Annotated in this window: 9 protein-coding genes; 7 read left to right on the top strand and 2 right to left on the bottom strand. The window is 38.0% G+C overall.

The genetic code is table 11. From position 1 onward, the window contains the following. Positions 1 to 164: 164 nt before the first annotated feature. The 7 genes from ABIN61_03695 to purF all read left to right on the top strand — a co-directional run bounded on the left by ABIN61_03695 (position 165) and on the right by purF (position 11,669). Positions 165 to 1,124, top strand: a complete 960-nt coding sequence (locus ABIN61_03695) for an asparagine synthetase A (GenBank protein MEO0293311.1) — start codon at positions 165 to 167, stop codon at positions 1,122 to 1,124. A 46-nt stretch (positions 1,125 to 1,170) separates the two neighbouring features. After that, the gene (locus ABIN61_03690; protein ID MEO0293310.1) at positions 1,171 to 2,433 is read left to right on the top strand and encodes an ammonium transporter; all 1,263 of its coding nucleotides are present in this window, start codon (positions 1,171 to 1,173) and stop codon (positions 2,431 to 2,433) included. Between the two features lie 10 nt (positions 2,434 to 2,443). Further along, positions 2,444 to 2,785: a P-II family nitrogen regulator gene (locus tag ABIN61_03685; protein ID MEO0293309.1), complete on the top strand. Its 342-nt coding sequence runs from the start codon at positions 2,444 to 2,446 to the stop codon at positions 2,783 to 2,785. Positions 2,786 to 2,797: 12 nt separating this feature from the next. Then, positions 2,798 to 4,147, top strand: a complete 1,350-nt coding sequence (locus ABIN61_03680) for a glutamine synthetase family protein (protein MEO0293308.1) — start codon at positions 2,798 to 2,800, stop codon at positions 4,145 to 4,147. A gap of 78 nt (positions 4,148 to 4,225) precedes the next feature. Continuing rightward, on the top strand, positions 4,226 to 8,776 hold the full coding sequence (gltB, locus tag ABIN61_03675) for a glutamate synthase large subunit (GenBank protein MEO0293307.1): 4,551 nt from the start codon (positions 4,226 to 4,228) through the stop codon (positions 8,774 to 8,776). Between the two features lie 5 nt (positions 8,777 to 8,781). Further along, positions 8,782 to 10,227, top strand: coding sequence for a glutamate synthase subunit beta (locus ABIN61_03670; GenBank protein ID MEO0293306.1), 1,446 nt, complete (start codon positions 8,782 to 8,784; stop codon positions 10,225 to 10,227). Between the two features lie 2 nt (positions 10,228 to 10,229). Then, entirely contained in the window at positions 10,230 to 11,669 is a 1,440-nt protein-coding gene (purF, locus tag ABIN61_03665; protein ID MEO0293305.1) for an amidophosphoribosyltransferase, read from the top strand. Between the two features lie 351 nt (positions 11,670 to 12,020). Here purF and ABIN61_03660 read toward each other — a convergent pair whose 3' ends face one another. Further along, positions 12,021 to 12,497 (bottom strand): alpha-L-arabinofuranosidase C-terminal domain-containing protein, encoded by a 477-nt coding sequence (locus ABIN61_03660; protein MEO0293304.1) that lies wholly within the window; start codon positions 12,495 to 12,497, stop codon positions 12,021 to 12,023. A 151-nt stretch (positions 12,498 to 12,648) separates the two neighbouring features. Next, the coding region (locus ABIN61_03655; protein MEO0293303.1) for a hypothetical protein at positions 12,649 to 13,380 on the bottom strand (732 nt) is incomplete at its 5' end.

Below are 13,380 nucleotides of genomic sequence, written 5' to 3'. Positions count from 1 at the left end.
TAAACTCTAATTGCGAATTTTATTTCAAATAAAAAATATCCCAAAAACAAAAAAATAATTTTTACCCCTTGACAAAAAAAGATTTTTTATTATTTTGTTTTTAAACCATTATGAATAAATATGCAAAAAAGATGAATAATAATTTAAAACGAAAGGAGGCCATTATGGCAAAAGTAAAAATGAAAAGAGATAGAGCGGTGGTTTTGGCGGAAAAATATCACAAGAGGTTTACCGATCCTGCGGTTAAAGAAATGCTTATAGTGCAAACGAATATCAGGAAGGCAATGGCGAATTATCTCTATAATAATGGCTTCCTTGAAATCGGAGCTGTTATGGTGTCTCCCGAGACGGACCCCCTCTGTCACGAGGTTTTTGACACGGAATTCGAATACTATGGAGAAAAATACAAAATAACCAAAAGTATGATTCTTCACAAACTAATGGCTGTAATCGGCATTGATAAATTCTTTTGTTTTTCTCCGAACCTGCGGCTCGAAACAAAAGAAACAGCCGCAACCGGAAGACATCTCTTCGAATTCACGCAACTTGACCTTGAAATTAGAGGGGCAAGTAGAGACGAACTTCTTTGTCTGGGAGAAAATTTATTTACTCATGTTTTTACGGAAGTCAAAAAGAACTGTTCGAAGCAGCTTGAATTTTTTGGTCGTGATTTAAAAATACCTAAAACTCCATACAAGAGGATTACCTTCACAGAAGCGATGGATAAATACGGCAAAGATTTTGAAATGGTGCTTTCAAAAAAAATGGAAGAGCCTTTCTGGCTGATTGACATTCCTGTGTGGAAAAGGGAATTCTACGATAAAGAAGACCCAGAAAGACCGGGAATATTGCTAGATATGGACATTATATATCCTGAAGGTTACGGCGAGGGACTTTCAGGGGGTATGAGAGAAAACGAATATGATAAAATAAAAGAAAGAATAATCCGTCAAGGCTTAAATCCAGATGATTTCAAGCTATATCTTGAACTTGCAAAATTAGGTCTTCCTCCTTCGGGAGGGTTTGGAATTGGGATAGAGCGTCTTACTCGTTATATCTGTGGACTTCCCCATATTAAAGATGCAACGCTGTTCCCTAAGATTCCTGGAGAACTAAGCCTATAAAAAATATTGAAATTAAAACTAAATTACTTATAATAAGGAGGAAAAAATGACACAAGAAGTTTTACAAATAAGCTCAGTTGGATTGGATACTCTATGGGTTCTTCTGGCTGCATTTCTTGTTTTCTTTATGCAGGCAGGTTTTGGTATGGTCGAAGCAGGATTTATCCGTGCAAAAAACACCTGTAACATTTTAACCAAAAACTTTCTTGACTTCTGTATGGCATCAATTGGATTTTTTATGTTTGGCTATGCGATAATGTTTGGCGACGGAAATGGATTTATGGGTTCTAAAGGATGGTTTCTTATTGGTGCCGAATCTGGTGCTAATGTTCCCCTTTACGCTTTCTGGTTATTTCAGGCTGCATTCTGCGGAGCAGCAGCAACGATTGTCGCAGGAGGAATGGCGGAGAGAATGAAATTCCAGGCATATCTTATCTATTCATTTGTGATTTCTGCTTTGATATACCCTATAGTTGGACACTGGATATGGGGTGGTGGATGGTTGGCAAAATTGAATTTTACAGATTTTGCCGGTTCGACCGTGGTTCATACAGTTGGAGGTTTTGCGGCTCTCGTTGGAACAAAAATCTTAAAACCCCGACTGGACAAATATGGACCTGATGGAAAACCCAAGGTTATCGCAGGGCATTCCATACCACTTGCTTCTCTCGGAGTTTTTATTCTCTGGTTCGGGTGGTTTGGCTTTAACCCTGGCTCAAGTCTTCATGTAGGAGACGGAAGTTTAATCGCACTTGTTGCGATAAACACAAACCTGGCAGCTGCAACAGGTGGAATATTTGCAATGATAACAGTCTGGAAAATGTTTGGAAAGCCTGACCTTTCAATGGCAATGAACGGTGCTCTTGCTGGTCTTGTTGCAATAACAGCACCCTGCGCCTTCGTCGAACCGTGGGCAGCAATAACAATTGGGGCGGTAGCAGGTATAATCGTTGTTCTCGGAGTTGTTCTTTTGGATAAACTTCATATTGACGACCCTGTTGGAGCGTTCCCTGTTCACGGAATGAACGGTTTCTGGGGAACGCTTTCGTTAGGTCTTTTTGGAAGAAAAAGTCTGGGGCTCGTGTCCAATGGTCTTTTCTATGGCGGGGGTTTAAAGCAACTTGGAATTCAACTTTTAGGTGCTTTATCTGTAATCTCATTCATTGTTATAACTATGGCCATTGTTTTTAAGTTGATAGATGTTACTATTGGATTGCGAGTTTCTCGAGAGGAAGAATTAAAAGGGCTTGATATAGGAGAACATGGAATGGAAGCTTATGGAGGCTTCCAGATATTCTCAACAGAATAAAGGAGGAAAAATGAAACTTATTGTTGCTCTAATTCAACCTCATAAACTGCCTGATGTAAAAAAGGCTCTTTATGAGGCAGAGGTGTATAAAATGACAGTTACCAATGCTCTTGGTTGCGGACAACAAAAAGGATACACAGAAACCTATCGGGGTGTTCTCCAGGAAGTAAACTTACTTAAAAAAACAAGGATAGAAATTGCAGTAAACGAAGATTTCGTCGAACCCACAATCCAGGCAATCATAAAGGGAGCTCGCACAGGAAAAATAGGAGATGGAAAAATATTTGTCCTTGACCTTTTAGATTGTATTCGAATAAGAACCGGTGAAAGAGGAAAAGAAGCAATAGGATAAAAGGAGGTAAAAATGGCTAAAAAAACAAAAAATGATATTTTAACAAAAAATGATATTTTAAAAATCGTAAAAGAAGAAGATGTAAAATTCATTCGTTTATGGTTCACTGACATCCTTGGACAGGTTAAAAGCTTTGCAATAACAATCTCTGAACTTGAGGGAGCTCTTACAAATGGAATGGGTTTTGACGGTTCTTCTATTACAGGTTATCAAGATATAGAAGAGTCTGATATGATTGCAATGCCAGACCCAAGCACATTCGCAATATTACCCTGGAGACCAAATGAGAAAAAGGTTGCAAGAATGATATGTGATATTTTAAATCCAGATAGAACTCCTTACGATGGCGACCCCAGATTCGTCCTTAAAAAAGCATTAAAAAGAGCAGAGGAGATGGGTTTTGACCACTTTTATGTTGGCCCAGAACTTGAATATTTCTATTTTAAAAATGACCAGAAACCAGAAGTTCTGGATAAGGGGGGTTATTTTGACCTGACAACCCTCGATGTCGCAAGTGACCTTCGGAGAGAAACTATCTTTGCCCTTGAGGAAATGGGTATACAGGTAGAATATTCCCACCACGAAGTAGCGCCTTCCCAACACGAAGTGGATATGCGTTATGCAGATGCGCTTAAAATGGCAGACGATGTCATAACCTACCGGGTGGTCGTAAAAGAAATTGCAACCAAGTTCGGAGTCTATGCCACCTTTATGCCGAAACCGATTTTCGGGCAAAATGGCTCTGGAATGCACATTCATCAATCTTTATTCAAAGGAGACAGAAATGCCTTTTTCGACGAAAATTCAGAAGATTTTCTATCCGATGTTGCACGTTGCTATATTGCGGGACTCTTGAAACACTCAAAAGAAATCTGTTCAATATTTGCACAAACAACAAATTCCTATAAACGGCTCGTCCCGGGATATGAAGCGCCCGTTTACATAGCATGGAGCCATCGCAATAGAAGTGCTTTAATTCGCGTTCCAATGTATCAACCTGGACAAGAAAAAGCGACACGATGCGAATTTAGAGCAGCCGACCCCGCCTGTAATCCTTACTTGACTTTTGCAGCAATCCTCCATGCAGGTCTTGAAGGCATAGAAAAAAATTACAAGGTTCCACCTCCAATGGAAAAGAATCTTTATCATCTTACTCCATTAGAAAGAAAAGAAATGGGCATTGAGATGCTTCCAGATAGTCTTGGACATGCAATAACGATAACAGAAAATAGTCCCCTCGCCAGACAAATACTTGGAGACCACATATTTCCGAGATTTATTGCATTAAAAAAGAAAGAATGGGATGACTATAGAATCCAGGTTTCCCAGTATGAAATAGAGAAATATCTGCCGATTTTGTAATGGTTAGTAGGTTGATCCGTTAGTGCGTTGGTCGGTTAATAAAAAACAATTAAACTGAGAGGCAGGACATTAAAAAAAATGGAAAGCCCCAAAAATTTCCCAGAAAAACAGGGATTATACGACCCTCAAAATGAACACGATTCGTGCGGAGTGGGTTTTGTCTGCAATATCAAAGGAGAAAAATCCAACGAGCTCGTTAAAAAAGGATTAAAAATTCTCTGTCGCCTCGCTCATCGTGGAGCTACCGGAAGAGACCCGTCAACCGGGGATGGAGCAGGCATACTGATTCAACTTCCTCACGAATTCCTCACGAAGGTTACAGATAAAGAAAAAATTGATTTACCCTCTCCAGGAGAATATGGAACAGGAATTGTTTTCCTGCCTCAAGATGCTCATGAACGTTCATTCTGTAAAGATGTTTTCACCAAAGTAATAGAAGAAGAAAAACAGATTTTACTCGGTTGGAGAAAAGTGCCTGTAAATGATTCAAATATAGGAACCTCTGCCAGAGAATCTCAACCTTCGATTGAACAAATTTTTATCTGCAAAAACCCGGAACTCCCTATAGAGAATAATAAAGATGGACTTGCTTTCGAAAGAATTCTCTATGTTATAAGAAAAAGAGTCGAGAACATAATTCGTCTTTCAAGCATAAGGCAGAAATCTTTCTTCTATATCACGAATATATCAAGCAGAACAATTACTTACAAAGGGCTTCTGATGGCAAAGCAGGTTGAGGATTTCTATATTGATTTAAAAGACCCTTCCATAAAAAGCTCTATAGTCCTTGTTCATTCCCGCTATAGCACAAATACCTTTCCAACTTGGGACCTTGCACAGCCCTTCAGATTTCTTGCTCATAACGGCGAAATAAATACACTCCGTGGAAACATAAACTGGATGAAAGCCAGGGAAGGACTCCTCAACAGTCCTTTGTTCGGAAAAAATATAGAAAAAATAAAACCAATAATAGATCCTTCAAAAAGCGATTCTGCAATTATAGACAATGTATTTGAACTTCTGGTTTTATCTGGTCGTTCTCTCCCCCACGCAATGATGATCCTAATTCCACCCGCATGGGAAAATGACAATCTTCTGGATAAAAAATTAAGAGACTTTTACAAATATCACGCTTGCATTTCCGAGCCCTGGGATGGTCCTGCTGCAATAGCCTTTACTGATGGTAAGAAAGTTGGTGCAATACTTGACCGAAATGGGTTACGACCTCTCCGATATCTAATTACGAAAAATGAAGAAGTAGTAATGGCTTCTGAAGTCGGAGTCCTGGATATAAAAAACGAAGACATAATAAAATCAGGAAGAATTGAACCCGGAAAAATACTTTTCATTGACACAGAGAAAGGCGAAATAATTCCGGACGAAACGATAAAAAAAGACCTATCAAATAAAAGCCCCTATGGAAAATGGTTAAATGAAAACTTACTCGATTTCGATTCTATAAAACAAAATAAGAAAAAAGAAACAAAAGTTCCATACAAAAAAGAAGAACTTATTTCCTGTTTAAAGGCGTCTGGTTATACGAGAGAAAATTTAAAATTTATTTTAAAACCAATGGCTCTTGAAGGAGAAGAACCAATTGGTTCGATGGGCAACGACCATCCTCATGCGGTTCTATCAAAAAAACCTCAACTGGTTTTTGATTATTTCAAACAACTATTTGCTCAAGTAACAAATCCACCTATCGACTCAATCAGAGAGAAGATTGTTATGAGTAGCATAACTTTCCTAGGACCCAGGGAAAATATGTTAGAAGAAACCCCTCTACATGCCCATAAAATAGAATTAAAAGAACCAATTCTAACGAATGAAGAACTCGAAAGATTAAAAAATATCAAGATTAAAGGATTTGCAACAAAAAATATTTCTTTACTTTTTAATCCCAATAACCCCAAAAACTTTCTCGGAGCTTTAGAGAGAATAAAAGAAGAAGTAGAAGAGGCGGTAGAGAACGGATATTCTTTTATACTTTTAACAGATAGAGGAATAAACAAAGAAAATGCCGCTTTACCCTCACTTGTTGCAACTGGAACCGTCCATCATTTCCTCATAAATAATGAATTACGAAACAAGGTAAGTATCCTCGTTGAATGCGCGGATGCAAAAGAGGTTCAACATTTCGCTCTACTTTTAGGATATGGAGCAGACTGTATAAATCCTTATCTCGCATTTGAGGCTATAAGATATTTAATAGATGAAGGAGATATTAAAATTAATATAACCGATGCCATAAGTAACTATAAAAAAGCCATAAATAAAGGAATACTTAAAATATTATCGAAAATGGGCATATCAACTCTTCAGAGTTATAAGGGAGCTCAGATATTTGAAGCACTTGGACTTGGTAAAGAAGTCATAGATAAATGCTTCGCTGGAACAACTTCAAGAATTGGAGGTATGGACCTCTTGACTCTTGCGAAAGAGACAATCTTAAGACATAAAGAAGCTTTTTCCGATTCATCTATACTCCCTTCGGGTGGAATTTTTCAATGGAAAAGAGATGGAGAATATCATCTATGGAATCCCGAGAGTATTGCCTACCTTCAGGATTCTACGCGTAAAGGAGATTATGAAGAATACAAAAAATTTGCTCAAATTATAAATGTTCAAAATGAAAATCCAACAACCCTCCGAAGTCTCTTAAAATTTAAATCAAATTTTTCTCCCATCTCAATTGAAGAAGTCGAACCTGTTTCTGAAATCGTAAAACGTTTCGCGGTCGGAGCAATGAGTTTCGGATCAATAAGTAGAGAAGCACACGAAACAATCGCAATGGCAATGAACAAACTTGGAGGTATGTCCAACTCAGGTGAAGGTGGCGAGGAGCCCTCCCGTTTCAAAAGACTTTCAAATGGGGCTTCATTCGGAAGCAAAGTAAAACAGGTTGCATCAGGCCGTTTTGGCGTAACTACGAACTATCTTATTCACGCAGACGAAATACAGATAAAGATAGCCCAGGGAGCAAAACCCGGAGAAGGTGGGCACTTACCCGGTTACAAAGTGAGCAAAATAATAGCAAGAACTCGATACACTACTCCTGGAGTAACCTTAATATCTCCTCCACCTCACCACGACATTTACTCAATAGAAGACTTAAAACAGTTGATTTTTGACCTCAGAAATGTAAATCCCATGGCAAGAATCAGCGTAAAACTCGTATCAGAAGTCGGAGTTGGAACAGTCGCGGTTGGTGTTGCAAAAGCTCACGCAGATATGATTTTGATTTCAGGAGGAGATGGTGGAACAGGAGCAGCACCTCTAAGCTCAATACACCATGCAGGCCTTCCCTGGGAATTAGGGCTTTCCGAAACGCATCAAACTCTTGTGCTAAATAACTTGAGAGACAGAATCCGCCTACAAACAGATGGACAGATTCGCACGGGAAGAGATATAGCAATTGCAGCAATATTGGGTGCAGAAGAATACGGATTTGGCACTGCTGCTCTCGTTGTCCTCGGATGTGTCCTACTCCGTCACTGCAATCTCGGAAATTGCCCTTTGGGTATTGCAACTCAAAACGAAATTCTCCGGAAAAGATTTAACGGAAAAGTCGAATATCTTATAAATTATTTTAACTTTGTGGCAGAAGAACTGCGTGAGATTATGGCAGGTCTTGGAATAAGAAAGATCGAAGAAATGATAGGAAGAACCGAACTTCTGGAAGTTAACGAGAAAATTCTTGATTGGAAAACAAAAGACCTCGACTTCAGCAAAATATTATACAAACCGGAAAATAAAGAAAGAAGGGGAATTTTTTATTCCAAATTCGAGAAACATGACCTTGATAATATTTTGGACAACAAACTGATAGAGCTTGCAAAAAATGCTATTTTAAAAGGAGAAAAAATAAAAGAGAATGTCAACATAAATAACACGAACCGCTCAGTTGGAGCACGGTTAAGTGGTGAAGTTTCTTATGTCTATGGAGAAGAAGGTCTCCCGGAAGGGACGATTCACTTCAAATTCAAAGGAATTGCGGGTCAAAGTTTTGGGGCTTTTCTAACAAAAGGGATAACTTTTGAACTGGAAGGAATGGCGAACGACTATGTCGGGAAGGGACTCTTCGGAGGAAAAATAATAATTTACCCGGACAAAAAAACCACTTATCGAGCGGAAGAAAACATCATCATTGGAAACACATCCTTTTATGGAGCTACAAGAGGTGAAGCATATATAAGAGGTATTGCAGGCGAACGCTTCTGTATAAGAAACTCAGGTATAGATGCGGTTGTTGAAGGCGTGGGAGATCACGGCTGTGAGTATATGACAGGAGGAAGAGTAATTATTTTGGGTAAGACAGGTCGTAATTTTGCTGCAGGAATGTCTGGAGGTGTTGCCTATGTGTACGATACAGATGGAGATTTTAAACTGAAATGTAATCTCGAGATGGTAAAATTAAAAAAAATAAACGAAAACGATTCTAAAATAATACACACTCTGATAAAAAATCATTATAAATACACGAAGAGTAAAAGAGCAAAAGAGATTCTCGAGGATTTCGATAAATTAATTAAAAATTTTATAAAGGTTATCCCAATCGAATATGAACATATGTTGGAAACTGAAAGAAAAGAACAACCAAAAGAATGGGTTCAATCGATAATTGAATAGAAAAAATGGGAAAGATAAACGGATTTTTAGAGATAAAAAGAGAGACCGCAGAATTAAGACCTGTAGAAGAAAGAATAAACGACTATAGAGATGTTTCTATCCCACGAAAAGATGAGACAACAAGGGAACAGGCTTCCCGTTGTATGGATTGCGGAACCCCTTTCTGCCACTGGGGCTGTCCAATTGGAAATTACATTCCTGAGTGGAACGACCTCCTATTCAACAATCAGTGGGAAAAAGCTTATGAACTCCTTTCCGCAACAAATAACTTCCCAGAAATAACCGGAAGAATCTGTCCTGCACTTTGTGAGCATTCCTGCGTTTTATCAATAAATGACGAAGCAGTCACAATCAGAGAAAATGAACTTGCAATAATCGAATACTCATTTAAATCAGGACTTGTTAAAGCAAAACCACCACTAAAAAGAACCGGTAAAAAAATCGCAATTGTAGGTTCTGGTCCCGCGGGGCTCGCTGCTGCTCATCAGTTGAATAAAGTGGGGCACCAAGTAGTTGTGTTCGAAAGAGACCAAAAAATCGGAGGAATATTAAGATATGGGATTCCAGACTTTAAGTTAGAAAAACACATCCTTGATCGACGGTTAAAATTAATGGAAAAAGAAGGGATAGAATTTAAAGTAAATACATTTGTTGGTGTAGATATAGACTCCGAGAAATTATTGAAAGATTTTGACGCAATTTGTCTTGCCATAGGTTCACGAGTCCCGAGAGATTTAAAAATCAAGGGTAGAGAATTACAGGGAATTCACTTTGCAATGGATTATCTAATCCAGTCAAATAAAAAAGTAAGCGGAGAAAAAATACCTCCCGAAAAAATTATTGATGCAAAAAATAAAGAAGTAGTAATAATCGGAGGAGGCGATACCGGTGCAGACTGTGTAGGTGTTGCAAAGCGACAGGGAGCAAAGAGTATAATCCAGATAGAAATACTTGAAAAACCCCCAGCCTGTAGAACAACAAATGACCCATGGCCCTTTTATCCTTCAATTCTAAAAAATTCAAGCAGTCACGAGGAAGGTTGTGAGCGCCTCTGGTCAGTTTTAACAAAGGAATTCATTGGTAAAGAAGGATATGTCGAGAAACTGCATTGTGTGAGAGTTGAATTTAAGAAAACCGATAAAATGAATTGCCCTATAATGAAAGAAATCCCTAAAAGTGACTTTGAAATTAAGGCAGATTTAGTAATTCTCTCTATAGGCTTTTTACATCCTGAACACAGAGGTCTGGTGGAAGACTTAAAGCTTGAACTAACAGAACGGGGTAATATAAAAACCGATGAAAATTTTATGACAACCCGAGAGGGAGTTTTTGCAGCAGGAGATATGCACCGAGGACAATCTCTTGTTGTATGGGCAATATCCGAAGGCAGAAGAGTTGCTCATAATATAGATAAATATTTGATGGGAAAATCTAATTTACCCATTTTGTAAAAATGTGTGGAATAGTAGGAATACTTGGAAAAAAAGAAGTCGTAAGCCAGATTTACGAGGCTCTACTCGTAATACAACATCGTGGACAAGATGCAGCAGGTATGGTAACTTATTCGGATAAATTCCATATCAAAAAAGGAGAAGGATTAGTTAGGGATGTCTTCCAAGAAGCAGATTTTAACTACCTCAAAGGCAATATTGGAATTGGACATGTTCGGTATCCAACCTTAGGAGAAATGGGAATAGAAAACGCTCAGCCTTTCATTTCAAATACTCCCTACGGCATAGCCCTTGCATTTAACGGAAATATAATTAATTTTGAATCTCTAAAAAACAGATTGGAAAAAGATGAGAGAAGAATAACTATCTCAACTTCTGATGCAGAACTCCTATTGAATCTTCTCTCTGTAGAGATGGAAAATAAACCTGTCTTTTCTCCTTCCTTTCTTTTTGAATCTATTGGAGAATTATTCAAAAAGGTAAAAGGAAGCTATTCTGTTGTTGCTCTGATTAAAGATAAAGGTATTCTCGCTTTTAGAGACCCTTATGGGATTAAACCTCTAATATTTGGTAGAAAGAATAATAGTTTCTGTGTAGTCTCTGAAAGTGTGGCTCTCGAATCACTTGGATATAAAATAGAGAGGGATGTTCACCCAGGAGAAGCCATATTTTTCAGCACAGCCGGCAAATTATACACCAAAAAAATCACCGAAGAGAAACGTTATCCCTGTATTTTTGAATATGTATACTTTGCAAGACCCGACTCCACTATAGACGGCATATCCGTCTACGAGGCAAGACTAAGACTTGGCAAAAACCTTGCAAAAGAAATAGAAAAAAAGAGAATAAACATAGATATAGTCGTTCCCATACCGGATACATCAAGACCAGTTGCTGTATCCCTCGCAGAAGAACTAAAAGTAAAAGATAGAGAGGGATTGATAAGAAATCGTTACGTAGGAAGAACCTTCATAATGCCTCATCAGAAAAAGAGAGAAGAGTTGATAAGAATAAAACTTTCTCCTGTGAAAGAAATCATAAAAGGCAAAAAAGTTCTTTTAGTAGATGATTCTATAGTCCGAGGAACAACATCAAAAAAAATTGTTCAATTAATCAAAAATGCGGGTGCAAAAGAAGTTCATTTTGCTTCCTCAAGTCCTCCTCTAAGATTTCCCTGCTATTATGGGATTGATATGCAAAGAAAGGGAGAATTTATTACCTACAATAGAACTGTAGAAAATATAAGAAAAATGATTGGTGTGGATTCACTTACCTATCAAACCTTAGAAGGGCTTATAGAAGCTGTTTCAAATAAAAAGATTAGTAATTTTTGCACTGCTTGTTTTACCGGTAAATATCCGATACAGGCTACTGAGGACGAGATCCGTCAAATCGAGAGAGACAGGGGGATACAAAGATTAGATTGCCAGAAAGATAAGTAACTTAAAACTTTCCATTCCTCAATCTGAGTTTCACGATTTTTGTTTAAAACACTATAACTGGTGTATATTTTATCTCGAGTTAACAGCGAGGACTAACCGTTAAGAAGGACGTCTCGGAAGCCGAGCTACCACGGTCTATTTAAATTCTTAAAAATCAACAGGAGCGAGGCTATAGGGAGTGGCAATTCCCTCGATGGAAAAATTAACCGCGTTGTCTTCTGAATGGTTAGTCGTCGAAAACTCCTACCTCAAAAATTGATACTGTCCACCTGAAAAATCCATAAAACCATTGCAATTATTATATTTTAAGAGATTCCTATTTAAAAAATCACAAAACTCTCAATTTATTGTTTATTGAACCTCAAGCATAACAACTGATTTAGGTAAAAGAGTGACAACAATGTTATTCTCATCTATTTTAAACTCTTTAAAAGGTTCTATTTTTACTTCTTCAGGCTTTCCAAAATCATTATAGGCATTTATTTTATTGGCGGTAATAATTTCGCCAGGAACTTTCTCCAGAGATACACCGCGAATTTCGCAGAGTAAGTTTCTCTCCTTTACAGGGTCTAAATTCACTACGCTTATATGGATTTTTCCATCTTTATCCTTTGAGGCCGACGCACTGATTAATGGGATTTTCCCCTGACCATAAAAATAGCCTTCGCATTTCAAACGAGTAGGTAGAAGTATTACGTCCTGATACAATTTATCCATCTTAAAAAATAGTGAGTTGGGGTGAGCACAATCCTGTCGTCCTTTGTTAGAATAACCGATTGTAAAACATTTACTAACTGCGCGACATTTACCATCTTCACTCTCTCGCAATTATTGTTAAAGATATCAAGGTTCATTGCCGCAACCAATGCATCTCTAAGGTAATTTTGTTGATAAAGAAAAGCAGGATTAGTTCCATCTTCGAGATCATACCCTGTTCCTCACTCCTCAACAATTAAGCCGACTTTTCTCGGAATCATACTTATCCATAATAGCCGAATGTCTTTCTATAAGTTCTTCCGTCTATAAAGTTTTTAAGAGTATTGAAACACCAAACAAACTCAACTTTCACTGGCATTAACTCACAAGGAGGATCCACATAGAAAAAGGCCGTGTCTCTTACACCACTAGCCCCAGATAACCCAACAAAAATATAAACAGAGTCTCTAAGCCCCTTTCCGTCAACACCCCATCCCGCCCAAGCATTTACTTCAACCTGCCAATTAATTACCCTTTTCCTTATACCCTTCGCAGTATCTACAAAAACATATCTCTGGGGAGGATAAACTTCTCCACTCGCACTCGCTTCCCAGAGAAAATCAGTCTTCCCATTAAAAACAGAATCACTGTGAATCTTCCCAACATAATAATCAGGAGGAATAAAGAATTTCCCTAAACTCAAAGGAAGAGAATCCATCACCATAAAATTATCAGAAAATACAGAAATAGAATCTGTAAAATCTGGTAAACTATACGCAGTGATTCTGAATTTGTAATCGCTCCCTGACTCAACAGGAATATTATTAATAATCCCATTCCAACTCGCAAATTGCCACCTGCCCCCTACAACCGAACCCCTATCCTCTATCTTAACAAGAAACTTACCACCTCTATAAACATCAACTCTTACCCTCGCTTTTTGATTCACTAAATACTTCAAAGTTGCAGGTAAAGTGTCAAGTGGATATGCCCTATCAGAAACAAGACTCTCCCT

Source organism: candidate division WOR-3 bacterium, from assembly GCA_039804165.1.
In the GTDB taxonomy this organism is placed as follows: Bacteria; Hydrothermota; UBA3072; order UBA3072; family UBA3072; genus JAFGHJ01.
This window is presented reverse-complemented; position numbering and strand designations above follow the sequence as displayed.

Excerpts from the sequence above, each read along its gene's own strand:
- ABIN61_03695 (MEO0293311.1), top strand. The coding sequence starts at position 165 with ATGGCAAAAGTAAAAATGAAAAGAGATAGAGCGGTGGTTTTGGCGGAA.
- ABIN61_03690 (MEO0293310.1), top strand. The coding sequence starts at position 1,171 with ATGACACAAGAAGTTTTACAAATAAGCTCAGTTGGATTGGATACTCTA.
- ABIN61_03685 (MEO0293309.1), top strand. The coding sequence starts at position 2,444 with ATGAAACTTATTGTTGCTCTAATTCAACCTCATAAACTGCCTGATGTA.
- ABIN61_03680 (MEO0293308.1), top strand. The coding sequence starts at position 2,798 with ATGGCTAAAAAAACAAAAAATGATATTTTAACAAAAAATGATATTTTA.
- gltB (MEO0293307.1), top strand. The coding sequence starts at position 4,226 with ATGGAAAGCCCCAAAAATTTCCCAGAAAAACAGGGATTATACGACCCT.
- ABIN61_03670 (MEO0293306.1), top strand. The coding sequence starts at position 8,782 with ATGGGAAAGATAAACGGATTTTTAGAGATAAAAAGAGAGACCGCAGAA.
- purF (MEO0293305.1), top strand. The coding sequence starts at position 10,230 with ATGTGTGGAATAGTAGGAATACTTGGAAAAAAAGAAGTCGTAAGCCAG.